The 24,947-nt window shown below is 67.9% G+C and carries 23 protein-coding genes; 9 read left to right on the top strand and 14 right to left on the bottom strand.

Going from position 1 to position 24,947, the window contains the following annotated elements:
- The 14 genes from Herbaro_RS21920 to Herbaro_RS21855 form a co-directional block, all read right to left on the bottom strand.
- Complete coding sequence (locus tag Herbaro_RS21920) at positions 1–681, bottom strand: urease accessory protein UreF (protein ID WP_275011716.1); 681 nt, start codon at positions 679–681, stop codon at positions 1–3.
- 5 nt (positions 682–686) lie between these two features.
- The gene (gene ureE, locus Herbaro_RS21915) at positions 687–1,217 is read right to left on the bottom strand and encodes an urease accessory protein UreE (RefSeq protein ID WP_275011715.1); all 531 of its coding nucleotides are present in this window, start codon (positions 1,215–1,217) and stop codon (positions 687–689) included.
- 14 nt (positions 1,218–1,231) lie between these two features.
- Positions 1,232–2,932, bottom strand: a complete 1,701-nt coding sequence (ureC, locus tag Herbaro_RS21910) for an urease subunit alpha (protein WP_275011714.1) — start codon at positions 2,930–2,932, stop codon at positions 1,232–1,234.
- A 1-nt stretch (position 2,933) separates the two neighbouring features.
- The gene (locus Herbaro_RS21905) at positions 2,934–3,272 is read right to left on the bottom strand and encodes an urease subunit beta (protein WP_275011713.1); all 339 of its coding nucleotides are present in this window, start codon (positions 3,270–3,272) and stop codon (positions 2,934–2,936) included.
- Positions 3,273–3,285: 13 nt separating this feature from the next.
- Positions 3,286–3,588 carry an urease subunit gamma gene (locus Herbaro_RS21900; RefSeq protein ID WP_275011712.1) on the bottom strand — a complete coding sequence of 101 codons (303 nt, stop codon included), beginning with the start codon at positions 3,586–3,588 and terminating at the stop codon, positions 3,286–3,288.
- Positions 3,589–3,642: 54 nt separating this feature from the next.
- Positions 3,643–4,530, bottom strand: coding sequence for an urease accessory protein UreD (locus Herbaro_RS21895; protein WP_275011711.1), 888 nt, complete (start codon positions 4,528–4,530; stop codon positions 3,643–3,645).
- Between the two features lie 135 nt (positions 4,531–4,665).
- On the bottom strand, positions 4,666–5,364 hold the full coding sequence (urtE, locus tag Herbaro_RS21890) for an urea ABC transporter ATP-binding subunit UrtE (RefSeq protein WP_275011710.1): 699 nt from the start codon (positions 5,362–5,364) through the stop codon (positions 4,666–4,668).
- Between the two features lie 17 nt (positions 5,365–5,381).
- Positions 5,382–6,251, bottom strand: a complete 870-nt coding sequence (gene urtD, locus Herbaro_RS21885) for an urea ABC transporter ATP-binding protein UrtD (RefSeq protein ID WP_275011709.1) — start codon at positions 6,249–6,251, stop codon at positions 5,382–5,384.
- Positions 6,248–7,378, bottom strand: a complete 1,131-nt coding sequence (gene urtC, locus Herbaro_RS21880; RefSeq protein ID WP_275011708.1) for an urea ABC transporter permease subunit UrtC — start codon at positions 7,376–7,378, stop codon at positions 6,248–6,250. Before urtC ends, urtD begins: the two co-directional genes overlap by 4 nt.
- Complete coding sequence (urtB, locus tag Herbaro_RS21875; RefSeq protein WP_275011707.1) at positions 7,375–8,991, bottom strand: urea ABC transporter permease subunit UrtB; 1,617 nt, start codon at positions 8,989–8,991, stop codon at positions 7,375–7,377. Before urtB ends, urtC begins: the two co-directional genes overlap by 4 nt.
- Before the next feature lie 116 nt (positions 8,992–9,107).
- Complete coding sequence (urtA, locus tag Herbaro_RS21870) at positions 9,108–10,361, bottom strand: urea ABC transporter substrate-binding protein (protein WP_275011706.1); 1,254 nt, start codon at positions 10,359–10,361, stop codon at positions 9,108–9,110.
- A 319-nt stretch (positions 10,362–10,680) separates the two neighbouring features.
- Positions 10,681–11,508 carry a ferritin-like domain-containing protein gene (locus tag Herbaro_RS21865; protein ID WP_275014075.1) on the bottom strand — a complete coding sequence of 276 codons (828 nt, stop codon included), beginning with the start codon at positions 11,506–11,508 and terminating at the stop codon, positions 10,681–10,683.
- Positions 11,509–11,698: 190 nt separating this feature from the next.
- A complete protein-coding gene (locus Herbaro_RS21860) occupies positions 11,699–13,438 on the bottom strand; it encodes a GGDEF domain-containing protein (RefSeq protein WP_275011705.1) in 1,740 nt (579 codons plus the stop codon).
- 5 nt (positions 13,439–13,443) lie between these two features.
- Positions 13,444–14,838, bottom strand: a complete 1,395-nt coding sequence (locus Herbaro_RS21855; RefSeq protein ID WP_275011704.1) for an ABC transporter substrate-binding protein — start codon at positions 14,836–14,838, stop codon at positions 13,444–13,446.
- A gap of 294 nt (positions 14,839–15,132) precedes the next feature.
- Between Herbaro_RS21855 and Herbaro_RS21850 the strand changes: the two genes are divergently transcribed.
- The 9 genes from Herbaro_RS21850 (at position 15,133) to Herbaro_RS21810 (ending at position 24,898) form a co-directional block, all read left to right on the top strand.
- Positions 15,133–16,359, top strand: a complete 1,227-nt coding sequence (locus Herbaro_RS21850) for a Bcr/CflA family multidrug efflux MFS transporter (RefSeq protein WP_275011703.1) — start codon at positions 15,133–15,135, stop codon at positions 16,357–16,359.
- Between the two features lie 280 nt (positions 16,360–16,639).
- Complete coding sequence (locus tag Herbaro_RS21845) at positions 16,640–17,344, top strand: FadR/GntR family transcriptional regulator (protein ID WP_275011702.1); 705 nt, start codon at positions 16,640–16,642, stop codon at positions 17,342–17,344.
- 84 nt (positions 17,345–17,428) lie between these two features.
- Positions 17,429–19,081, top strand: coding sequence for an ABC transporter substrate-binding protein (locus Herbaro_RS21840; protein ID WP_275011701.1), 1,653 nt, complete (start codon positions 17,429–17,431; stop codon positions 19,079–19,081).
- Positions 19,082–19,181: 100 nt separating this feature from the next.
- On the top strand, positions 19,182–20,135 hold the full coding sequence (locus tag Herbaro_RS21835) for an ABC transporter permease (RefSeq protein WP_275011700.1): 954 nt from the start codon (positions 19,182–19,184) through the stop codon (positions 20,133–20,135).
- A 1-nt stretch (position 20,136) separates the two neighbouring features.
- Positions 20,137–21,048, top strand: a complete 912-nt coding sequence (locus Herbaro_RS21830) for an ABC transporter permease (RefSeq protein WP_446719291.1) — start codon at positions 20,137–20,139, stop codon at positions 21,046–21,048.
- On the top strand, positions 21,045–22,136 hold the full coding sequence (locus tag Herbaro_RS21825) for an ABC transporter ATP-binding protein (protein ID WP_275011699.1): 1,092 nt from the start codon (positions 21,045–21,047) through the stop codon (positions 22,134–22,136). Before Herbaro_RS21830 ends, Herbaro_RS21825 begins: the two co-directional genes overlap by 4 nt.
- Entirely contained in the window at positions 22,129–23,124 is a 996-nt protein-coding gene (locus Herbaro_RS21820; protein ID WP_275011698.1) for an ABC transporter ATP-binding protein, read from the top strand. The genes Herbaro_RS21825 and Herbaro_RS21820 overlap by 8 nt, the downstream gene beginning before the upstream one ends.
- Before the next feature lie 66 nt (positions 23,125–23,190).
- On the top strand, positions 23,191–24,381 hold the full coding sequence (locus Herbaro_RS21815; protein ID WP_275011697.1) for an amidase: 1,191 nt from the start codon (positions 23,191–23,193) through the stop codon (positions 24,379–24,381).
- Positions 24,368–24,898 (top strand): ureidoglycolate lyase, encoded by a 531-nt coding sequence (locus Herbaro_RS21810; RefSeq protein WP_275011696.1) that lies wholly within the window; start codon positions 24,368–24,370, stop codon positions 24,896–24,898. The genes Herbaro_RS21815 and Herbaro_RS21810 overlap by 14 nt, the downstream gene beginning before the upstream one ends.
- Positions 24,899–24,947 lie beyond the last annotated feature (49 nt).

Genomic DNA, 24,947 nt, shown 5'->3' with positions numbered 1-24,947 from the left:
TCAGGATCGGTAGATGCGGCTGTACTGCACCTCGTGCTGCATCGACAGCAGCGACAGCCCGGGCGACCAGTTGGACAATTCCTCGTCCGGCAGCGACTGCGCGATGGCCGCGGCTTGCTCCAGTTCGGCGCGCAGCGACAGCAGCATGCGCTGGCCGGCGACCTGGCCCAGCGGCACCGTCTTCACGCAGGCCAGCACCTGGTTCTCGGCCCAGGCGAACAGCATGCCCAGCAGCGCCGCCTCGCGCGGCACCTGCAGCGCCACCACGGCAAACGCCAGCGCGGTAGGCAGCGGCACTTCCGGCTGCGCCTGCAGGATCGCCAGCAGCCCGGGATCGCCCAGCTTCAGGTCGGCCGCCAGCTTGCCCAGCGAATAGCCCATCTGGATGGTCTCGGCGCGGAACTCGGAGGTATCGCGCGCGGCCACGAAGCGCTCGGTCCACAGCGCCACCGCATCGGCGTCGCGCGCTGCGAACGCATCCACCAGGCGCGCGAAGATCGGCGCCTCGAAGCGCGCCACCACCTCCTGCAAGGCATGCGCGATCCATGCGCGGGCGGCCGCCTCGTTGGCGACCCGGCCGCTTTCGATGGCGGCCTCCAGTCCCTGCGAATAGCTGTACGCGCCGATCGGCAACGACGGGCTCGACAGCTGCAGCAGGTGAAGCAGGGCGGCGGCTTGCATGGCGCTCAGGACTCCTTCGGGTCGCTCGGGCGGTGGATCTTCTGGCGCAGCGGGATCGGCGCCAGCGGATTGTGATGGTGCTCGTCGCCGTGATGGTGATGGCCGCCGCCATAGGCGCCGGCCTCCGGCTCGAAGGCCGCCTGTTCTTCGGACACGCGCGCGCCCAGGCCCTCCAGCATTTCCTTGAGGACCGGGTCCTTGCGGATGCGCAGGAAGCCCACGCCCCCCTCATGCCCGATATGCGCCTGCGTATGGCGGTTGCCGAGGTGGAAGGCGCAGCGCAGCAGCAGGTGGGCGTCGGCCGCGTCGACCCGGTAGGTGGCCTCGGCCGCGGCCCGGATCCTGACCACGCGGCCATCGTCGCCGCGCAGCAGGTCGCCGTCGCGCAGCACGGTGCCGCGCAGCGTGAACACCGCCACGTCCTCGCCGGAAACCATGGTGGCGCGCAGGCGGCTCTTCTCGCGCTGGTCATACGGCAGCACCAGCTCGCCGTCGATCTGGTCGGCCCGTTCGACCTTGGTATTGAGTGTCAGCATATGTCTTGGATGGTTCAGAACAGGAAATAGCGCTGCGCCAGCGGCAGCGACCTGGCCGGTTCGCACACCAGCAGCTCGCCGTCGGCGCGCACTTCATAGGTTTCGGAATCGACTTCCATCTTCGGCGTGGCGCCGTTGTGGATCATGTCGCGCTTCCTCAGGTTGCGCATGTTCTTCACCGCCACCACCGGCTTGTTGAGCTTGAGCTGCTCGCCGATGCCGGCGTCGAAGGCGGCCTGCGAGACGAAGGTCATCGAGGTCTTCAGCCCGCCGCCGTAGGCGCCGAACATCATGCGGTAGTGCACCGGCTGCGGCGTCGGGATCGAGGCGTTGGGATCGCCCATCTGGGCCGCCGCGATCATCCCGCTCTTCAAGATCATCGACGGCTTGGCGCCGAAGAAGGCCGGCTTCCACAATACGATGTCGGCCACCTTGCCGACCTCCAGCGAACCCACCACGTGCGAGATGCCATGGGTGATGGCCGGGTTGATGGTGTACTTGGCGATGTAGCGCTTGATGCGGAAGTTGTCGTTGCGCGAAGGGTCTTCCTTCAGCGAGCCGCGCTGCACCTTCATCTTGTGCGCGGTCTGCCAGGTGCGCATGATCACCTCGCCCACGCGGCCCATGGCCTGCGAGTCGGAGGACATCATCGAGATCGCGCCGATATCGTGCAGGATATCCTCGGCGGCGATGGTCTCGCGGCGGATGCGCGATTCGGCGAAGGCGATGTCCTCGGCAATGGCCGGGTCGAGGTGGTGGCACACCATCAGCATGTCCAAGTGCTCGTCCAGCGTGTTGACGGTGAACGGGCGCGTCGGGTTGGTGGAGGAGGGCAGCACGTTGCCCTGGCCTACCGCCGCGATGATGTCGGGCGCGTGGCCGCCGCCGGCGCCTTCGGTGTGGAAGGTGTGGATGGTGCGGTCCTTGAAGGCGGCCAGGGTGTGTTCCAGGAAGCCGCCCTCGTTGAGGGTGTCGGTGTGGATCGCCACCTGGATGTCCATGCGATCGGCCACCGTCAGGCAGTTGTCGATGGCGGCCGGGGTCGAGCCCCAGTCCTCGTGCAGCTTCAGGCCGATGGCGCCGGCGCGGATCTGCTCCTCCAGCGGCAGCGGCAGGCTGACGTTGCCCTTGCCCAGGAAGCCCAGGTTCATCGGGAAGGCGTCGGCTGCGGCCAGCATCGAATGGATGTGCCAGGGGCCGGGGGTGCAGGTGGTGGCCGCCGTGCCCACCGCCGGGCCGGTGCCGCCGCCGATCATGGTGGTCACGCCGCTCATCAGCGCCTCCTCGATCTGCTGCGGGCAGATGAAGTGGATATGGCTGTCGATGCCGCCGGCGGTGACGATCATGCCTTCGCCGGCGATGATCTCGGTGGCGCCGCCGATGGCCATGGTCACGCCCGGCTGGATGTCGGGATTGCCGGCCTTGCCGATGCCGGCGATCTTGCCGGCCTTGATGCCGATGTCGGCCTTGACGATGCCCCAGTGGTCCACGATCAGCGCGTTGGTGATGACCGTGTCCATGACGTCGGCATGGGCGCGCTGCGACTGTCCCATGCCGTCGCGGATCACCTTGCCGCCGCCGAACTTAACCTCTTCGCCGTAGATGGTGTAGTCCTTCTCCACCTGCAGGAACAACTCGGTATCGGCCAGGCGCACGCGGTCGCCGGTGGTGGGGCCGAACATCTCGGCATAGGCCGAACGGGATATCTTGCTCATGTCATTGTCCCTTTTCGCTGGTCTTGTCCTGCGATTTGAGCTTGCCCATCACCAGCGCGTTGAAGCCGTAGACGCGACGGTCGCCCGCCAGCGCCACCAGCTCGACCACGCGTTCCTGGCCCGGCTCGAAACGCACCGCGGTGCCGGCGGCGATGTTGAGGCGCATGCCGTAGGCCGCCCGGCGATCGAACTTCAGCGCCGGATTGGTCTCGTAGAAGTGGAAGTGCGAACCGACCTGGATCGGGCGGTCGCCGCTATTGGCCACGGTGAGCGCGGCGGTGGCGCGGCCGACGTTGAGTTCGATCTCGCCGGGCTCGACCAGCATTTCTCCTGGGATCATCGGGTGCTCCTGTTCAGGGAATCGGGTGATGGACGGTGACCAGCTTGCTGCCGTCCGGGAAGGTGGCCTCCACCTGGATGTCGGGGATCATCTCCGGCACGCCCTCCATGACGTCGGCGCGCGTGAGGATGGTGGCGCCTTCCGACATCAGCTCGGCGACCGTCTTGCCGTCGCGCGCGCCTTCCATGATGGCGGCGGTGATCAGCGCCACCGCCTCCGGATAGTTCAGCTTCAGGCCGCGCGCGCGGCGGCGCTCGGCCAGCAGCGAGGCGGTGAAGATGAGCAGCTTGTCTTTTTCCCTTGGTGTCAGTTCCATGTTGGCTCCCGGCCGCGGACGGCCTCCAGGTTTTACGGATGTTCTACAAAGCGTTCAGGTATTCCAGATGCGCGGGATCGCCGCCTCGCGCTTGGCCACCGCCGGGCGCAGCACCTGCCAGGCGGTGTGCAGCCATTGCCGGGCCGCCAGGCTGGAGTCGCCCAGGTAGCGCGCCACCAGCACCTGCTTCATCAGCGTGGCGCCGCTGCGTCCTTCCAGCGCCAGGGCGCCGGTGGCCTCGCGCAGCGCCGCCAGCAAGGCGTTGTCCATGCCGTCGCCGACCGCGATCAGGGTGCCGCACACGGTGCGGCCGTCCAGCGCCAGCGGACCGCCCATGCGCTCGGCCTGCTGCCGGCCCTGTTCGAACCAGACCAGCTTGCCGCCCCGCCGGATCTCGGTGCGCTGGGCCACGGCGCCGCGCCCGAAGCGTTCGCCCGAGGCGGTGCGGCCGAAGCACAGGATTTCCGCGCCGAGATAGGCGGCGTCGGCGGCCAGCTCGACGCTGTGTTCCATGTTCACCTCGGCGGCGTCGAAGAAGATGGTTTCCTGGGGCAGCCATTCCAGCGAGGCGCCGGCCCCGGCCCTGAGCGTCACGCCCTGGCGCGAATGCGCGCCATTGGCGCGGTACCACTTGCCGGCGCCCGGCGTGGTCAGCAGCGCGTGCGCGCCGGCGCCGACCTCGGCATCGATGGTCAACTGGTCGCCGCCGACGATGCCGCCGGGCGGATGCACGATGATGGCGTGGCAGACGGATGGATGTTCGGGATAGAGCGGCTTTTGCACGCGCAGCGGGCCGAAATGCCGGCGCCGCACCAGGCGGGTGGTGCCGGCGTCGTCGGCGAACTCCAGCGCCAGGCGCGCCTGGTCCGGCGCGTGGCGCTGCTCCGCGCGCGGCGACGCCGGTGCGCTGGCGGAATCCGAATGGCCGGTGATGCGTTTCATACCTTGTTCTAGTCTGGTTGGAATGCCGCGCCCGTCGGGCCTGTGCAAGTTCATCATTGCCGGGCCCGCGGGGCGTCCGCCAGCAGCGAGTGTATAGCAGACGCGCGGCCAGCGCGCATGCGCCGGCCGGCTTGCTTACACCGCCAGGTGCTTCTTGACGTCGTCGCCGTCCATCTGGTCCTGCGTGCCCGAGGCGACCACCTCGCCGCGCGACATCACGACGAAGGTGTCGGCCAGCTCGCGCGCGAAGTCGAAATATTGCTCGCACAGCAAGATGCCGATGTCGCCGCGCTGGCGCAAGAGGCTGATGACGCGGCCGATGTCCTTGATGATGGAGGGCTGGATGCCCTCGGTCGGCTCGTCCAGGATGATCAGCTTGGGCTCGGCCAGCAAGGCCCGCGCGATCGCCAGCTGCTGCTGCTGGCCGCCGGAGAGGTCGCCGCCGCGCCGGTGCAGCATTTCCTTGAGCACCGGGAACAGCTCGTAGACCTCGCCCTTGATGCTGGCGGCCTTGCGGCCCGACAGCGTGGCCATGCCCATCAGCATGTTCTCTTCCACCGTGAGCCGCGCGAAGATCTCGCGCCCCTGCGGCACATAGGCGATGCCCAGCTTGGCGCGCTGGTGGGGTTTGAGGCGGGTGATGTCGTGCCCCTCGAAGGTGACGCTGCCCTTGGCCACCGGCAGCACGCCCATCAGGCACTTCAGCAGCGTGGTCTTGCCCACGCCGTTGCGGCCCAGCAGCGAGAGTACGCGGCCCTTCTGCACGTCGAGCGATACGCCGCGCAGCGTGTGCGCCGCGCCGTAGTACTGGTTGAGTTGGTTGACTTGCAGCATATGTTTATCGTCCCGCCTTAACGTCCAAGATAGACTTCGATCACGCGCTCGTTGGACTGCACCTGCTGCATGTTGCCCTCGGCCAGCACCGAGCCCTCGTGCAGCACGGTGACCTTGCCGCCCTGGGCGATCTCCTCGACGAAGCCCATGTCGTGCTCCACCACCATGATCGAATGCTTGCCGCGCAGCTCGTTCAACAGCTCGGCGGTGCGCGCGGTCTCGGCGTCGGACATGCCGGCCACCGGTTCGTCCAGCAACAGCAGCTGCGGCTCCTGCATGAGCAGCATGCCGATCTCCAGCCACTGCTTCTGGCCGTGCGAGAGCAAGCCGGCGGGGCGGCGTTCCTGGCCGTTCAGGCGGATCAGCTTGAGGATCTCCTCGATCTTGCCGATCTGCGCCGAGTCCAGGCGCGCGAACAGCGTGGTCTTGACGCGCTTGTCCATCTTCATGGCCAGCTCCAGGTTCTCGAACACCGTGTGCTGCTCGAAGACCGTAGGACGCTGGAACTTGCGGCCGATGCCGGCATGCGCGATCTCGTACTCGGTCATGCGGGTCAGGTCGATGGTCTGGCCGAAGAAGGCGGTGCCCGCGGTCGGGCGCGTCTTGCCGGTGATCACGTCCATCATGGTGGTCTTGCCGGCGCCGTTGGGGCCGATGATGCAGCGCAGCTCGCCCACCGAGATATCCAGGTTCAGGTTGTTGATGGCCTTGAAGCCGTCGAACGAGACCGTGATGTTTTCGAGGTAGAGGATGGCGCCGTGCGTGGTGTCCACGCCCTCGGGCTTGATGCGCTCGTAGGATGTGCCGTGGTCGGCGTGCGGCGTGTCGACGTTGCCGCCCAGGCCGCCCACGCCCGCGGGCGCCTTGCCGGTATCGATGGGACTCATGCGGCCTCCTTGGACGCGACTTCGCCCTCGGGCGGCGCGTCGCGTTTTTTCAGTTTTTGCGCCAGTCCCAGGATGCCTTGCGGCAGGAACAGCGTCACCAGGATGAAGATCAGGCCCAGCGCGTACAGCCACAGGTCGGGGAAGGCCGCGGTGAACCAGCTCTTCAGGCCGTTGACCGTGAAGGCGCCGATGATCGGGCCCAGCAGCGTGCCGCGTCCGCCCACCGCGGCCCAGATCACCATCTCGATGGAATTGGCCGGCGACATCTCGGACGGGTTGATGATGCCCACCTGCGGCACGTAGAGGGCGCCGGCGATGCCGCAGATCACGGCCGACAGCGTCCACACGAACAGCTTGAACCACAGCGGGTTGTAGCCGATGAACATCAGGCGCGACTCGGAGTCGCGCACGCCCTGCAGCACGCGGCCCAGCTTGGAGGTGACGATCATGCGGCAGAGGAACAGCGCGCCGAACAGCAGCGCCAGCGTCACCAGGTACAGCGCCGCCTTGGTGCCCGGCGCGGTGATGGTGAAGCCGAGGATGCGCTTGAAGTCGGTGAAGCCGTTGTTGCCGCCGAAGCCGGTGTCGTTGCGGAAGAACAGCAGCATGAACGCGAACGTCATGGCCTGCGTGATGATGGAGAAGTACACGCCCTTGATGCGCGAGCGGAAGGCGAAGTAGCCGAACACGAAGGCCAGGACGCCCGGCACCAGCACCACCAGCAGCATGGCGAACCAGAAGTGCTCGGTCATCCACCAGTACCACGGATAGGCCTTCCAGTTCAGGAACACCATGAAGTCCGGCAGGTCGCTCTGGTACACGCCGTCGCGGCCGATGGCGCGCATCAGGTACATGCCGTGCGCATAGCCGCCCAGCGCGAAGAACACGCCGTGGCCCAGCGACAGGATGCCGGTGTAGCCCCACACCAGATCCAGCGCCAGCGCCGCCATGGCGTAGCACATGAACTTGCCCACCAGCGCCACGGTGTAGCTGGAGACGTGCAGCGCGCTGCCGTCGGCGAAGGCCAGGTTGCAGATCGGCAGCAGCGCCAGGATCACCGTGCAGACCACGATGCCGGTCCACGCGGGTTTGGAAAACAAAGAGGGTCGCATCAACATGGTGTTCATTCCACGCTCCTGCCCTTGAGTGCGAAGAGGCCTTGCGGACGCTTCTGGATGAAGACGATGATGAACACCAGGATGGCGATCTTGGCCAGCACAGCGCCGGCCATCGGCTCCAGGAACTTGTTCACCTCACCGAGGCCGAAGGCCGCGATCACGGTGCCGGCCAGCTGGCCCACGCCGCCCAGCACCACCACCATGAAGGAGTCCACGATGTAGCCCTGGCCGAGGTCGGGACCGACGTTGCCCAGCTGCGAGAGCGCCACGCCGCCCAGGCCCGCGATGCCGCAACCCAGGCCGAAGGTCATCATGTCGATGCGGCCGGTGGACACGCCCACGCAGTCGGCCATGCGGCGGTTCTGCGTGACGGCGCGCACGAACAGGCCGAGGCGTGTCTTGTTGAGGATCAGCCACACGGCGAACACCACGAACAGCGCGAAGAACACGATCACGATGCGGTTGTAGGACAGCACCAGCGAGCCGAGCACGGTCACGCCGCCCGACATCCAGCTGGGGTTGGCCACTTCCACGTTCTGCGCGCCGAAGATGGAGCGCACCGCCTGCATCAGCATCAGGCTGATGCCCCAGGTGCACAGCAGCGTCTCCAGCGGGCGGCCGTAGAGCCAGCGGATCACCAGGCGCTCCAGCGCGATGCCCACGGCGGCGGCGACGATGAAGGCGGCCGGCAGCGCGACCACCAGGTAGGCGTCGATCGCGCCGGGGAAGAACTTGCGGAACACCAGCTGGCACACGTAGGTGGTGTAGGCGCCGATCATCAGCAGCTCGCCGTGCGCCATGTTGATGATACCCATCAGGCCGAAGGTGATGGCCAGGCCCAGCGCCGCCAGCAGCAGCACGCTGCCCAGCGAGACGCCGTAGAACAGCTTGCCGGCGAAGTCGACGATGGACAGGTGGCGATCCAGCGCGGCCAGCGTGCGCACGGCTTCGATGCGCACGCCCTCATCGGGCTCGGCGTAGCTGCCGTCGGGGTTCTTGGCCAGCATCTGCTCCAGCGCCGGCTTGAGCGAGGCGTTGGTGGTCTCGGCCAGGGTCTTCACCGCGGCGCGGCGCACGGCCGGATCGGCCGCATGCAGGTTGGCGGTGGCCTGCACCTGTTGCAGGACGTCCTTGATCTGGGCGTCGCCTTCCTTGGCCAGCGCCTTCTGGATCAGCGGCAGCTGCGCCGGGTCGGCGCTCTTGAGCAGGTCGCCGGCGGCAGCCAGGCGCTCCTCACGTTTTTCGGAGAGCAGCTTCAGGCCCGAGAGCGCGCCGTCGACCGCGCCGCGCAGGCGGTTGTTGACGGTCACGCCTTCGGCGTCGTCGGGCGCCGGGCCGCTCTGGCCGGTGGCCGGGTTGAAGGCATTGCCGGCGTCGTCGACGATCAATACGTCGCCGGCCGGGGTGGCATACAGGGCATCGCTGTTCAATGCCTTGAGGACCTTCACCGCATCGTCGCTGGCGAGCGCGGCAATCTGGTTGACGGCGTCGATACGCGCGTCGGGGTCGTCTCCGCCAAGCGGCTTGAGCAATGCCGGATCGATGGCCGCGCTGGCGGCCAGCGCGTGCGCGCAGAGCCACATCGCGAACGAGGCGCGTAAAAGCTTGATGGCTGTTTTCATTTTTGGATATTCCCAGGCGCCCGGGCGGCGTTGGGCAAGATGCCGGACGGCGGGCGGATCTGTCGGATCGTGGTGGGTGTTGCCGGGGGCGCGCCGGTTGGCGCGCCCTGCCGCAATTACATCTTCTGCTTGCCTTCGTTGCCCGGGATGTACGGGCTCCACGGTTGCGCGCGGATGGTGGTCTTGGTCTTGTTGACCACGTTGAACTGACCGTCGGCCTTGATTTCGCCGATCATCACCGGCTTATGCAGGTGGTGGTTGGTCTTGTCCATTTCCAGCTCGTAGCCGGACGGCGCCTTGAACTTCTGGCCGCCCATGGCTGCGATCACCTTGTCGGTGTCTGTGGTCTTGGCCTTCTCCACGGCCTGCTTCCACATGTAGATGCCGACGTAGGTGGCTTCCATCGGGTCGTTGGTCACGACGGTATCGGCATTGGGCAGGTTCTTGGCCTTGGCGTAGGCTTTCCACTTCTTGATGAAGGCGGCATTGACCGGGTTCTTCACCGATTCGAAGTAGTTCCAGGCCGCCAGGTGGCCCACCAGCGGCTTGGTGTCCACGCCGCGCAGTTCTTCCTCGCCCACCGAGAACGCCACCACCGGCACGTCGGTCGCCTTCAGGCCGGCGTTGCCCAGTTCCTTGTAGAAGGGCACGTTGGAGTCGCCGTTGATGGTGGAGATCACCGCAGTTTTGCCGCCGGCCGCGAACTTCTTGATGTTGGCGACGATAGTCTGGTAGTCGGAGTGACCGAACGGGGTGTAGACCTCGTCGATGTCGGAGTCCTTCACGCCCTTGCTGTGCAGGAAGGCGCGCAGGATCTTGTTGGTGGTACGCGGGTAGACGTAGTCGGTGCCCAGCAGCACGAAGCGCTTGGCGCCGCCGCCTTCCTTGGACATCAGGTATTCGGTGGCGGGAATGGCTTGCTGGTTGGGCGCGGCGCCGGTGTAGAACACGTTCTTCTCGAGTTCTTCGCCTTCATATTGCACCGGGTAGAACAGCAGGCTGTTCAATTCCTTGAACACCGGCAGCACCGACTTGCGCGACACCGAGGTCCAGCAGCCGAACACGACGGAAACCTTGTCCTGCGAAATCAGCTGGCGCGCCTTTTCGGCGAACAGCGGCCAGTTGGAGGCCGGGTCGACGATTACCGGCTCCAGCTTCTTGCCCATCACGCCGCCATTGGCGTTGATTTCATCGATGGTCATCAGGGCCACGTCCTTGAGCGACGTCTCGGAGATCGCCATGGTGCCCGAGAGGGAGTGCAGGATGCCGACCTTGATGGTGTCCGCGGCGAACGCGGAGGGCAGCCAGGAGGATGCGGCCAGGGCGAACGCGCCCAGTGCGGTGGCTTTCAGTACGGTACGACGTGACATGTTTGCTCCCTCGGGAAAAAAGTTCGGATAAGTTTTTTTCACTGCCCAGCTCTAATAGCAGAATGCGTGCCAATGCCCGGCTGTCGCCGGTGGCCGTGCATCAAAGCGGGGCGCACGCGAGGGAGGCGCGGTGCGGGATGTTGTCAATGCAGTCGGATTTGCGCACCAAACGCGGGCGACTTTGTCGACAAGCCGGATCCGGCGCGACGACGCTCACCAAGCTGGCGCGCGGCGATGCCCGATGTTGGGGCGGGCGCCGACCGTGCGGCCGGGACGGACAAGGCAGGCGCGAGGCGCCGCTACGGCGGCGGGGAGGGACTCAGCGCAGGATGACCCGCTGCATGAACTGGCGGATCGGGAACTCGATCATGCTCTGCACCGCCGGCGGCAATTCCAGCGGCCGCATGATCATCTTGATGGTGGTCTCGGGTTTGAGGTTCACGCGCACAGTACGGCTCATGCGCGAGGCCAGCGCCTTGACCCGCGCCGGGTCGGCCGCCAGCGCCGGGTCGTGGACCCGCACCACATGGCGGATGGCGCAGTCGGCATCCTCGTTCTTGAGCTCCAGCGTGCGCCGGCCCAGGGTGCCCAGCACGCGTGAGCGGCCGACGTTTTCCAGGCTGCGGTAGCGGCGGAAGTACTTGTAGAAGTGCTTGTAGTGATTCACTTCGTCGTTGGCGATCAGGCCGGCCAGGTGCTTCAAGACCGGTTCGTCGGCGGCGCGCGCCAGGGCGCGGTAGTAGGCCGAGGTGCCGGTCTCCACCACGCAGCGCGCCGCCAGCTCCAGCGCGCGCGAGGGCTCCAGCAATTCCACCTTGCAGTATTGCGAGTACTCGTCGAGGAAGCCGCGGTAGGCGCGCTCCCAGTCGAATTCCGGCCACACGTACTGGACATAGGCGCGCAGCGCGGCGCCGTGCTGCAGTTCTTCCTTTTCCCATTGCTCGCGCAGCCAGCCCTCGACTTCGGCGTCGCCCCGGTAATACTCCACCAGGTTGTGCGTATAGAGGTCCGAGCCGCTCTCGATGAAGGAGGCGCAGGCGACCAGGTAGAACAAATCCTCGTTGCCGCGCATGCGCGCCACGTCGATGCGCGTGAAATCGATATCTTCAACGGTCCAGTGTTTTTTTTCTTCGCGGCTCGACGTCATCTGCTGCTCCCTGGCAATGGTTGGCATGCAGATATGATGCGGCGCCGAATCTTTGGTTCAGGCAATACGGCGCCGCGCCGGCCATCTTTGCATCGTCCGGGGAGTCGTCAGCCGATTGTCAGCGCGCTGCAAGAATGCGCCGACAGCGCCAGGGGAAGCCGTTGCCCTGCGGCATCGCCGCAGGGGCAAGTCAGAAGTGGCCGGTGGCGTCGCTGCCCAGCACCACGCGGTTGCGGCCTTGGTATTTGGCGTGATAGAGCGCCTGGTCGGCAATGCGCAGCACGCGTTCGGCGGCCAGTTGCTCGTCGGGCTGCACGGCGGCCACGCCGATGCTGGCGGTGATGTAGCCGAAGGGCGAATCGGCGTGCGGGATCTTCAGGGCGAAGATGGCGTCGCAGATGTTCTCGGCCTGCTGGATGGCGCTGCCGGGATCGCTCTCGGCGACGATGATGACGAACTCCTCGCCGCCGTAGCGCGCCACCAGGTCGGTCGCGCGGCGCGAGCTTTGCTGCAGCACGCGCGCCACGATGCGCAGGCATTCGTCGCCGGCCTGGTGGCCGTAGCGGTCGTTGTACTTCTTGAAGTAATCGACATCCAGCATCAGCAGCGCCAGCGGCTTGGCGGAGCGCACCGCGCGTCGCAGCTCGTTGGCCAGCGCCTCGTCGAAGCGACGGCGGTTGGCCACGCCGGTCAGGCCGTCGGTCGACGACAGCGCCTCCAGCTTGCGGTTGGCGCGCTCCAGCTCGCGCGTGCGCAGCGCCACCTGTTCCTCCAGTTGTTCCTTGTTCTGGTGCAGCTTGCTGGCCATCTGGTTGAACTTGCGCGACAGCACCGAAATCTCGTCGCTGCCGCCTTGTTCGACGCGGATGTGCGAATTGCCGCTCTCGGTTTCCTTCATCACCATGATCAGCCGCTTCAGGGGCGCCGTGATGCTGCGCGCGATCAGCGCCGACAGCAGCAGCGAAGCGGCGAAGCACAAGAGGCCGATGCCGATGATCTTGTTGCGCACCGAGCGCGTGTCGGCGTTGAGGCGATCGGCCGGAGTGGCGCTGACCACCAGCCACGAGGTGTGAGGCACGCGCGCGATGGCCGCGTAGTAGGGCCGCTTGTCGGCGTCGGCATAGGCGATGAAGTCGCTCTCGCGGCGCTCCGCCTGGCTGGCGGCGATGCCTTGCAGCAGCGCCGGGTCGGCGGTTCCCGTCCCGCCCTCGCGGTTCTGGACCACCACCGTGCCGTCATTGGCGTCGACGATGAAGATGCTGGAGTCGTAGCCCAGGTCGATGCCCTCGAAGATGCGGAAGAAGTAGTTCGGCCGCACTCCCACCAGCAGCAGGCCGGCATCGCGGTTGTTGCCGGTGAAGCGGATCTGGCGCAGCATGGCCAGGCTGCGTTGGCCATGGCCGGCGTTGTAGAGCGTCCACCACGGGCGCCCGGCGAGGTCGGGCGCCTCTTCGGCCAGGCGTCCCACGCTGTTGGCCAGCGGCGCGAAGATCTGCGGATCGATCACCCGCCGGTTGCGGTCCAGGATGTATTTCTGGCTGACGTAGGAGAAGGCGCCGTAGGTGTCCAGCAGCACCTTGCTGATGCCGGTGCGGGCGGCGGCGCTGGCGGCCTCGTCGTTGCCGTAGTAGTCGGCCAGCAGGTGCTGCAGGCGATCCGACAGCGCCAGCTCCTCGCTGGTGTCCTCGATCTTCTCCATGCGCAGCAGCAGGTTCTGCGAGATCTGCTTGACCACCTGCATCGAGTACACCCGCACCCGCTCCTGGGTGGCGTTGCTGCTCTCGCGGTAGGCCAGCAGGCCCGAGACCACCAGCGGCAGCAGCGAGACCAGGATGAAGGAATTGATCAGCCGATAGCGGATGTCGATCTTGCGCACGAAGCGCAGCAGGCGCAGGTCGGCGCGCTTGCGCAGGTGGGGAGTGTCGCTCATCCGGTTCATTTGCGGTCGATGCGGGCTTGGCCGGCGATCGAAGCCTGCAGCGCGCGCGCGGCTCCATCGGGAGATTTCCTGCCGGACAGCACGCCCTGCAGCAGCTCGTGCAGCACCTCTATCGTATTGGCCGGCAGGTAGGAATAGTAGAGGCCGGGGCTGCGTCCGGCCGGGTCGGCGCGCACCATCTGCTCCACCAGCGAGAACAGCGCGCGGTCGCCGCTGACCTCGTCGCTCGCCCTGCCGAAGGGCGGGATGTTCTGGCGCTTGCCTTGCCAGATCGGCATGCCCGGGCCGTACAGGAAGTCGATGAATTGCCTGGCCGCCTTGCGGTTGCGCTCACTGCTGGCTTGCGCCACGGCGAAGCCGGTCTCGCTGCCCAGCACCGGGGTCAGCGCCTGGCCTCGATCGTTCCAGGGCGGGGCGAAGACGCCGGCGCGCACCTCGCGGCCGTGCATCAGCGCGCCGGCCGCCCAGCTGCCCTGGAACGCCATCGCCACGCGGCCTTCTGAGAACTGGCGCAAGGTGTCGTGGTAGCCGGCGCGCATGCAGTCGGGCTGCACCAGCTTGTGTTCGGCCAGTTGGCGCAGCTTGCCGAAGATGGCGGCGCCCTGCGCGTTGTCCAGCGCCAGCGTGCCGTCGGCGATGCGCTCGCGCCAGTCCGGAAGCCGCGCCGCCACGCTGTTGGCGAAGCCGTAGCTGAAGGGGCCGTTGCCCAGCATGTTGGGGAAGGCGCCGGATAGCGCCAGCGGCGTGAAGCCGGCTTTCCTCAGCGCCGCGCCGGCGGCCAGGAACTCGCTGAAGTCGGCCGGCAGCTTGTGGAGGCCGGCGCGCTCGAACATGTCGCGGTTGTAATAGATGAGCGTGGTGGCCAGGCCGTTGGGGATGCCGTAGCGGCGTCCGCCGGGCGAGGTCCAGGCGTGCTGCAGGATGCCCAGCATCTGGCCCCAGGCCGACGTGTCGGCGACGTCGGCCAGCAGGCCCTGGTCGGCCAGCGCGGCGGTGTAGGGGTTGGGATTGACCGAGACGATGTCGGGCAGGTTGTCGGTGGCGGCCTTGGGTTTGAGGTTTTCCTCCACCGAGTTGCCGATCATGAACTGCAGGTTGATCCGGATCTCGGGATGCGCGCGCATGAAGGTGTCGGCCACGCGATGCATTTCCTCGGCCCAGTCGGGCGCCCAGACCAGCGCGGTCAGTACGACCGGTTCGGCCGCCGCAGCCGGCTGCGCCGGCGTCGGCTCGTCGTGCCGGCCGCATCCCGGCAACAGCGCGCCGGCGGCAAGACACAGGCCTGCCGCCAGCACCCCCCGGCGGCTGCAGCCTGCGGCCGGCGCGTCCCCGGCCATGGCGGGGCCGGCGTCCGGCATGTCTTGCGGCGATGGCGAAAATCGCGCACTCATTCGCTTCCCCTGCGGCAATATGCTTCTAGCTTCTGTCGTTCGGCCTGGTGCCTGGCTGCCCGTACCGCGGCGGCGCCGGCGTATGTCAGCTTATTCCCGCTTCCCTGCGGCCATCGATCCCGACCGTTGAGAACTGTCAGGGGGAGTGTGCCATTTTTCACAACAAACTGCACGAGTCTTGTCGGCAATATTTGGCGACGCGTGCGTCGCGTCCTGAAGGAAAGCGGCCGCCGATCTATAATGTCGCTCCGCACTCCAACAGCCGCGACCAACGGCTGCCCCCAGAATTCCCACATGCACAACAACGACACTTCGCTCTCGACGGGCAAATTTCCCCCATGGCTGGCCGTGCTGGCCGGCCTCACCGCGATGGGCGCGCTGGCCATCGACATGTACCTGCCCAGCTTCACCGCCATCGCCCAGGACCTCGGGGTCGGCACCAACCTGGTACAACTGACGCTGGCGGCCTTCCTGGTCGGCCTGGCGGCCGGCCAGATGTTCTACGGGCCGCTGTCGGACCGCTTCGGCCGCAAGCCGCCGCTATTCTTCGGCATCGGCCTGTACTTCATCAGTTCCTTGCTGTGCATCTTCGCGCAGAACATCGAGACGCTGATCGTGCTGCGCCTGTTCCAGGGCCTGGGCGGCAGCGCCGGCATGGTGATCCCGCGCGCCATGGTGCGCGACCGCATGGGCGCCGAGGGCTCGGCCAAGGCCTTCTCGATGCTCATGCTGGTGTTCGGCCTGGCGCCGATCCTGGCGCCCTTCATCGGCGGCCTGATGCTGGTGTTCGCCAGCTGGCGCGGCATCTTCGTGGTGCTGACCATTTTCGGCCTGCTGTGCATCCTGGGCACCCGCCGCTTCCTCACCGAGACCGTCGACGCCAGCCGCGCCGAACCGCTGCACCTGGGCCGCACGCTGCGCCAGTACTGGGGCCTGCTGCGTCACCGCCAGTTCATGTCCTACGTGCTGTGCGGCGGGCTGGTGCAGGCCGGCATGTTCGCCTACATCGCCGGCGGCCCGTTCGTGATCATCGAGCTGCACGGCATCAAGCCGCAATACTTCGGCTTCGTGTTCGCCTCCAACGCCATCGGCCTGATCGCGGCCTCCCAGGTCAACGCGCGGCTGGTGATCAAGCGTTCCGCCGAGCGCGTGCTGGGCAAGGTCCTGTGGGTGCCGGCCGGCCTCTCGCTGTTCGTGGCGCTGGCGGTGCTGGCGGGATGGGAAAGCCTGCCGCTGCTGCTGGTCGGTTTCTTCGGCTTCCTCACCGCTTACGGATTCACCGGCCCCAACGCTACCGCCATCGCACTCAAGCACCAGGGTCGCCAGGCCGGTACCGCCGCGGCGCTGATGGGCACGCTGCAGTTCGGCATGGGCGTGCTCTCCGGCGTGGTGATGAGCATCTGGCACGACGGCACCGCATTGCCGCTGGTGTCGCTGATGGCCTTCTGCGGCGTCTCGGCCTTCCTGCTTTACCACCTGGTGGCCAAGCACGAGACGGCGGCGCCCTTGCCCGCGCGCTGACCAGAAGACGCATGCTCCCAGGCCCGGTCCCCGACCGGGCTTTTTTTTCGCCCGCGGCGCGCGGCGGTGCGCGCGCGTGCATCAATCCCGCGCACCGGGCCGCCGCGCCGCGCCGTATCCGTGCACGCGCCGCGCCGCCGGCGAAATCCGGCAATCGCGCTGAACACCAGGCGCCGCAAGGCTTTGCGGCGTGCGATGCGACAGTGGCACGCTAATTGCTGACCACGCATCCGCGGTCTGACCAGTCAGGCCAAGCCCGAGGCCACCGAGGATTGCACCGATGAGCATGCCCAATATCGCAGCACAGACCCTGCAGCGCCAGATCCTCTCCGGCACCTACCTGCCGGGCGAAATGCTGCCCAGCCAGCGCGAGCTGTCGGACTCGATGGGCATCAGTCGCGCGTCGCTGCGCGAGGCCTTGTCGATGCTGGAGGCGCTGGGTTTCATCCGCTCGGTGCCGGGCAAGGGCACGCTGGTGGCCGAGCGCCAGTCCGGCCGCGCAACCCCGCCGCCGCCCCAGCCCAGCGCCGAGGGCGAGGCCGCGCCCGCCACGCCGCCGCTGGAGCTGGCCGCGATTTTCCAGCTGCGCTACGTGATGGAGTCGGCCGCCGCCGCATTGGCCGCGCGTCACATCACGCCGCATGCCACGCCGCGCCTGTGGGGCATCCAGGCGCGCTTCGAAGAGGCGCTGAAGAACCTCGACCTGGTCAGCGCCTCGCACGCCGATTTCGAATTCCACCAGCTCATCGCCGAGCTCTCCGGCAACCCCGGCTTCACCCAGCTGGTGCGCCAGTTCGAGAGCCCGATCAGCCACAGCCTGCGCGTGCCCTTCGCCGACCGCGAGCGCATCTGGGCGCCGGCCGTCGAGCACCGCGCCATCGCCGCCGCGATCTCCGCCGGCGACGCCGATGGCGCGCGCCAGGCCATGCAGCAGCATGTGGTCAACGCCGCCGCCCGCGTCGAACTCAGGTTCGGGCTGCCGTGACGGTCGCTTCTCCGGTTTCCCTCCGCTGTGTCGTTTCATCTGTCGCCGTGTCCACCGTCGTTTCCAACAAAGGAAAGCACTGATATGAAATTCCCCCAAACCGCCACCCTGACGCTGGCCTGTAGCCTGGCCTTCGGCGCCTTTGCCGCGTTGCCCGCGCATGCCGAGAAGGTGCTGCGCATCGCCATGACCGCCGGCGACATCCCGCGCACGCTGGGCCAGCCCGACCAGGGCTTCGAGGGTAACCGCTTCACCGGCATCCCGATGTACGACGGCCTCACCCAGTGGGACCTGTCCAAGGCCGACCGCGCCAGCGAGCTCATCCCCGACCTCGCGCTGTCGTGGGCGGTGGACGCCAAGGACAAGACCAAGTGGATCTTCAAGCTGCGCCCCGGCGTGAAGTTCCATGACGGCTCGGCCTTCAATGCCGACGCCGTGGTGTGGAACGTCAACAAGGTGCTCGACAAGAACGCCCCGCAGTTCGATCCCAGCCAGGTCGGCGTGACCGCCTCGCGCATGCCCACGCTGCGCTCGGCGCGCAAGGTCGACGACCTGACCGTGGAGCTGACCACCTCCGAGCCGGACTCCTTCCTGCCGATCAACCTGACCAACCTGTTCATGGCCTCGCCCGCGCAGTGGGAGAAGAAGCTGGCCGCGGTGCCGGCCTCGGTGGCGGACAAGGCCGAGCGCGCCAAGCAGGCCTGGACCGCCTTCGCGGCGGACGCCTCCGGCACCGGCCCCTTCAAGATGAGCAAGTTCGTGGCGCGCGAGCGCCTGGAAGTGGTGAAGAACGACGCTTACTGGGACGCCCATCGCCGCCCCAAGATCGACCGCGTGGTGATGCTGCCGCTGCCTGAAGCCAACTCGCGCACCGCCGCGCTGATGTCGGGCCAGGTCGACTGGATCGAGGCGCCGGCGCCGGATGCGCTGGACGCCATCAAGGGCCGCGGCTTCAAGATCTACTCCAACCCGCAGCCGCACGTGTGGCCGTGGCAGCTGTCCTTCGTGCCCGGCTCGCCCTGGCTGGACAAGCGTGTGCGCTACGCCGCCAACCTGTGCATCAACCGTCCGGCCATGAAGCAGCTGCTGGGCGGGCTGATGGGCGAGGCCACCGGCACGGTCGAGCCCGGCCATCCGTGGCGCGGCAACCCCAGCTTCCAGATCAAGTACGACCCCGCCGCCGCCAAGAAGCTCATGACCGAGGCCGGCTATTCCGCCGCCAAGCCGCTGACGGTGAAGGTGCAGATCTCGGCTTCCGGCTCGGGCCAGATGCAGCCGCTGCCGATGAACGAGTTCATGCAGCAGAACCTGAAGGACTGCTTCTTCGACGTGCAGTTCGACGTGATCGAATGGAACACGCTCTACACCAACTGGCGCATCGGCGCCAAGGATGCCAGCGCGCACGGCGCCAACGCGGTCAACATCAGCTTCGCCTCGATGGATCCGTTCTTCGCGATGGTGCGCTTCGTCGACACCAAGGCCGCGCCGCCGACCTCCAACAACTGGGGCTACTACAGCAACCCGGACGTGGACGGCCTGATCGCCAAGGCGCGCACCACCTTCGAGCCCAAGGCCCGCGATGCCCTGCTGGCCCAGCTGCACGCCAAGATCGTCGACGAGGCGCCGTTCATCTGGGTCGCGCACGACACCGGACCGCGCGCCATCTCGGCCAAGGTCAAGGGCGTGGTGCAGCCGCAGAGCTGGTTCATCGACATCGCCACCATGAGCATGGACTGATGGCGTGAACGCGGCGCGGGCAGCGATGCCTGCGCCGCCCGCAAGCGAATTTCCTTCTACCCAAGCCGCCGGCGAATGTCGGCGGCAGGCACGAGCCGCCATGATTTCCTACCTGATCCGCCGTGTGCTGTACGCCTTGCCCATCATGCTGGGCGTGGCCTTCCTGTGCTTCATGCTGGTCCATATCGCGCCCGGCGATCCGCTGGTGGCGATCCTGCCACCGGATGCCTCGCCCGACCTGCAAAAGCAGCTCATGGAGCTGTACGGCTTCAACCGCAGCTACCCCGAGCAATTCTTCAGCTGGGTGTGGCGCGCGCTGCAGGGCGACCTCGGCAGCTCGATCGCCACCGGGCGACCGGTGGCCGCCGAGGTGTTCAAGGCGGTCGGCAATACCTTCATGCTGGCGGCGGCGGCCACCGCCATCGGCTTCGTCTTCGGCGCGCTGTTCGGCTTCGTGGCCGGCTACTTCCGCAACTCCTGGCTGGATCGCGCGGCCTCCTTCATCTCGGTCGTCGGGGTGTCGGTGCCGCACTACTGGCTGGGCATGGTGCTGGTGATCGTGTTCTCGTCAAAGCTGATGTGGCTGCCGGCCACCGGCGCCGGGCCGGACGGCTCGGGCGCCTGGCTGTGGGACCTGGAACACGTGAAGTACCTGATCATGCCGGCCGTCACCATGTCCTTCATCCCGATGGGCATCATCGCGCGCACGGTGCGCGCGCTGGTGGCCGACATCCTGTCGCAGGAGTTCGTGGTCGGCCTGAAGGCGCGCGGGCTGTCCGAGGCCGGCGTGCTGCGCCACGTGGTCAAGAATTCCGCGCCCACCGCGCTGGCGGTGATGGGCCTGCAGCTGGGCTACCTGCTGGGCGGCTCGATCCTGATCGAGACCGTGTTCTCCTGGCCCGGCACCGGCTTCCTGCTGAACCAGGCGATCTTCCAGCGCGACCTGCCGCTGCTGCAGGGAAGCATCCTGGTGCTGGCGCTGTTCTTCGTGGCGCTGAACCTGCTGGTGGACATCCTGCAAACCATTTTCGACCCACGCATCGAGCGAGCCTGACATGAGCCTCTCCGCCAATACCTCCGCTCCGGGGCCGGTCGCCGCCGCAACGGCAGCCCCGGCCATGCGCCGCTCGCGCGGCCATTGGGCCAACGTCGGCGCGCGCCTGGTGCGCAACCCCGCCGCGATGATCGCCGGCGCCATCCTGCTGGCGCTGATCGCCGCGGCCATCGCCGCGCCCTGGCTGATGCCGGCCGACCCGTTCGCCACCTCGATGTTCGCGCGCCTGAAACCCATCGGCACCGCCGGCCACCTGCTGGGCACCGACGAGCTGGGACGCGACCTGCTGTCGCGCCTGATCCTGGGCGGCCGGCTGTCGCTGTTCATGGGCATCACGCCGGTGCTGCTGGCCTTCGTCATCGGCAGCGGCCTGGGCATCCTGGCCGGCTATGCCGGCGGCATCGTCAACACCGCGGTGATGCGCAGCATCGACATCCTCTACGCCTTTCCCTCGGTGCTGCTGGCCATCGCCTTGTCGGGCGCGCTGGGGGCGGGCATCTTCAATGCGCTGACCTCGCTGACCATCGTCTTCGTGCCGCAGATCGCGCGCATCGCCGAGAGCGTCACCACACAGGTGCGGCGCAGCGACTACGTGGACGCCGCGCGCGCCTCCGGCGCCGGCGCCTTCACCATCGTGCGCGCCCACGTGCTGGGCAACGTGCTGGGGCCGATCTTCGTGTATTCGACCAGCCTGATCTCGGTCTCGATGATCCTGGCCTCGGGCCTGTCCTTCCTGGGCCTGGGCGTCAAGCCGCCGGAGCCGGAGTGGGGCCTGATGCTCAACACCCTGCGCACCGCCATCTACACCCAGCCGTGGGTGGCGGCCTTGCCCGGCGCCTTCATCTTCGTCACGTCGATTTCCTTCAACATGCTGTCCGACGGCCTGCGTTCGGCCATGGAGGTCAAACAATGAGCCTGACTGCCCATCTCCTCACCGCCGACGACCGCGACGTCGGCGGCCCGCGCCAGCCGCTCCTGGGCGTACGCCGGCTGCTCAAGCATTTCCCCTTGAAGCAAAAGGGGCTGCCGTTTTCCGGCGCCGCCAGGAGCGCCGTGCGCGCGGTCGACGGCGTGAGCTTCGACATCATGAAGGGCGAGACCCTGGGCGTGGTCGGCGAGTCCGGCTGCGGCAAGTCCACCACCGCGCGCGTGCTCATGCAGCTGATCGGGCAAGACAGTGGCGAGCTGGTGTTCGACGGCCGGACCGTCGGCTCGCGCGCGATGCCGCTGCGCCAGTTCCGGCGCCAGGCGCAGATGGTGTTCCAGGACAGTTATTCGTCGCTGAACCCGCGCATGACCATCGAGGACTCGATCGCCTTCGCCCCCATCGTGCACGGCCTGCCGGCGCGCGAGGCGATCGCCCGCGCCCGCAGCCTGCTGGCGCGCGTGGGATTGCAGCCCGAGCGTTTCGCCGGCCGCTATCCGCACGAGCTCTCCGGCGGCCAGCGCCAGCGCGTCAACATCGCGCGCGCCCTGGCGCTGGAGCCGCGGCTGGTGATCCTGGACGAGGCCGTGTCGGCGCTGGACAAGTCGGTCGAGGCCCAGGTGCTGAACCTGCTGCAGGACCTGAAGCAGGAGTTCGGCCTCACCTATCTCTTCATCAGCCACGACTTGAACGTGGTGCGCTTCATCTCCGACCGCGTGCTGGTGATGTACCTCGGCCAGGTGGTCGAGGTCGGTCCGGCCGAGCAGGTGTTCGACGCGCCGAAGCATCCCTACACGCGCGCGCTGCTGCGCTCCATGCCCAGCATGGATCCGGCGCGCCGCACCGAGGAGGCGCCGCTGGCCGGCGATCCGCCCAATCCCATCGACCCGCCGCCGGGCTGCCGCTTCCACACGCGCTGCCAGTTCGCGCAGGAAGTCTGCAAGCTGCGCGCGCCTGCCTTCACCCAGGCCGCCGACGGCCACGGCGTGGCCTGCCTGCGCTACGAGCCGGGCAGCGGTTTCGATGGCGAACGATTCGACGCCGGCATGGCGATGAAGGAGACGGCCCATGGCTGACATCAAGAGCATGGTCAGCCTGCGCGACCTGCGCGTGAGCTTCAAGGCGCCCGGCAAGACCATCCGCGCCGTCAGCGGCGTCGACCTGGAGTTGGGCGAGGGCGAGGTGGTGGCGCTGATCGGCGAATCGGGATCGGGCAAGAGCGTCTCGCTGCGCTCCATCATGCGCCTGCACCCGGAGCGCCGCACCCGCATCGAGGGCGCATTGGAGGTGGCCGGGCAGGATGTGCTGAAGATGAATGCGCGCGCCCTGTCGGCGCTGCGCGGGGCCAGCGTGGCGATGATCTTCCAGGAGCCGCTGCTGGCGCTGGACCCGGTCTACACGGTGGGCAGCCAGATCGTCGAGACCATCCGCCGCCACAAGAAGGTCTCGGCCGCGCAAGCCCGGGCGCAGGCGCTGGCGCTGTTCGAGAAGGTGCGCATTCCCAGCCCGGAACGGCGGCTGGAGGCCTACCCGCACGAGATGTCGGGCGGCATGCGCCAGCGCGCCATGATCGCCCTGGCGCTGTCGTGCTCGCCCAAGGTGCTGCTGGCCGACGAACCCACCACGGCGCTGGACGCCACGGTGCAGATCCAGATCCTGCTGCTCCTGCGCGAGCTGCAGCGCGAGCTCGGCCTGTCGATCATCTTCGTCACGCACGACATCGGCGCGGCGGTGGAAGTGGCCGACCGCATCGCCGTGATGTACGCCGGGCGCATCGTCGAACAGGGGCCGGCGGCGCAGCTGCTGGCGCAGCCGCGCCATCCCTACACCATGTCGCTGCTGCAAAGCCGCAGCCACGGCGCGATGCAGAAGGGCCAGCGCTTGCAGACCATCCCCGGCTCGCCGCCCGACCTGGCCAACCTGCCGCCGGGCTGCGCGTTCGCCGAACGCTGCGCGCATGCCGGCGCCGACTGCCGCACGCAGCAGCCACCGGAACAAAAGCTGGACGCGGCGCATACTGTGCGCTGCCTGCGCGCGCACGAACTGCAGTACGCCGCCGCGTGAGCGCGCCTTCGCAACCGCATCCACGAGATTGACGACACCCACGACATACAGGCACAAGGACTCCGCATGACCGCCGACGCTTCTTCCGCACGCTGCTTCGTTCCCTATCCCTTCGTGCCGCTCGCGGCCGCCGCCAACGGGCCGCTGGCCGGCCTCAGCTTCGCCGTGAAGGACATCTTCGACGTCGCCGGCTATCCGACCGGCTGCGGCAATCCGCACATGCTGGCGCTGTCGGGCATCAAGCCCTCCTCGGCGCCGGCGGTGCAGGCGCTGGCGCTGGCGGGCGCGCGCTTCGTCGGCAAGGTCTATACCGACGAGCTGGCTTTCTCGATGAACGGCAAGAACGCCCACTTCGGCACGCCGCGCAACGGCGGCGCGCCCGACCGCATCCCCGGCGGTTCCAGCTCCGGCTCGGCTTCGGCGGTGTCCAACGGCCTGGCCGACCTGGCGCTGGGCACCGACACCGGCGGCTCGGTGCGCGCCCCGGCCAGCCATTGCGGGCTGGTCGGCCTGCGTCCCACGCATGGCCGCGCGCCGCTGGCCGGTGTGATGGACCTGGCGCCGTCCTTCGACACCTGCGGCTGGTTCGCGCGCGACATCGGCACCTTCGCGCGCGCCGGCGACGTGCTGCTGGGCGAGGACAGCGCGCCGCTGCCCGAGCGTCCGCGCGCGCTGGTGGCGGCCGACGTGCTGGCGCTGCTGGAGCCGCGCGTGCAGGCGGTGTTTTCCGAGACGCTGGACCGCCTGGCCGGCGCCATCGGCACCGCGCAGCCGGTGAAGACCGCCTCGCCGTCCTTCGACGCGCTGTACTGGGCCTTCCGCCATATCCAGGGTTACGAGGCATGGCAGAGCCACGGCGAGAACATCCGCCGCCACGACTTCCAGCTCGGCCCCGGCGTGGCCGAACGCTTCGCCTGGTCGGCCACCATCACGCCGCAGCAGATGGCCCAGCACAGTGCCGTGCGCGCCGCCTTCCGCGAGGACTTCTCGCGCCTGCTGGGCCGCGACGGCGTGCTGCTGCTGCCCACCGTGCCCGACGTCGCGCCGTTGCTGACCGACTCCGAACACGCGCTGGAGAACTACCGCAACCAGGCGGTGCGCATGCTGTGCCTGGCGGGGCTCGCCGGTTTCCCGCAGATCTCGCTGCCGCTGATGCGGCTGGACGAGGCGCCGTTCGGTTTCTCCATCATCGCGCCGCCGGGCAGCGACCGTTCGCTGATCCGCTTTGCCGCGAGGCTGATGCATGAATGCGCCTGAGCGCGGGACGGCCAACGAGGCCATGCGGGTGATCGTGGCGGCGCCGCTCACGCGTGAGGCCTTCGCCGCCTACGGCGAGCTGCTGGCGCCGGGGGAACAAGGGCGCGAGATCAACTTCGGCACCACGCGCCGCTTCGACGACGTCGCCCCGCTGGACGTGGAGGAGGACGGCGGACGCGCCGCCGTGGCGATCTTCCGCACCGATGCGCACACGCACCGCGCGCCGTACCCGCTGCGCGCCTTCGAGCGCCACCTGCTGGGCAGCCAGAGCTTCGTGCCGCTGGGCGCGGGCCGCTGCCTGGCGGTGCTGGCCGGCGCCGGCGCCGCGCCGGATGAGGAGGGCATCGCCGCCTTCATCATCGAGCCGGGCCAGGGCATCACCCTGCGGCGCGGCGTCTGGCACCATCCGCTGATCACCATCGGCGCGGCCGACGTGCTGGTGATCGAGCGCCAGGCGCGGGAAGAGGATTGCGAGGTGGTGGCGCTGCGCGGCCGCGCCGAGGTGCGCCTGCCGTAGCGCGACGCTGTCGCTGCAGGGCGCGCGGCTTGACCTGCGGCAAGCCGGG

Source organism: Herbaspirillum sp. WKF16, from assembly GCF_028993615.1.
Classification (GTDB): Bacteria; Pseudomonadota; Gammaproteobacteria; order Burkholderiales; family Burkholderiaceae_D; genus Herbaspirillum.
The sequence above is the reverse complement of the archived record's forward strand: the minus strand, read 5'-3'. Positions and strand labels throughout refer to the sequence as shown.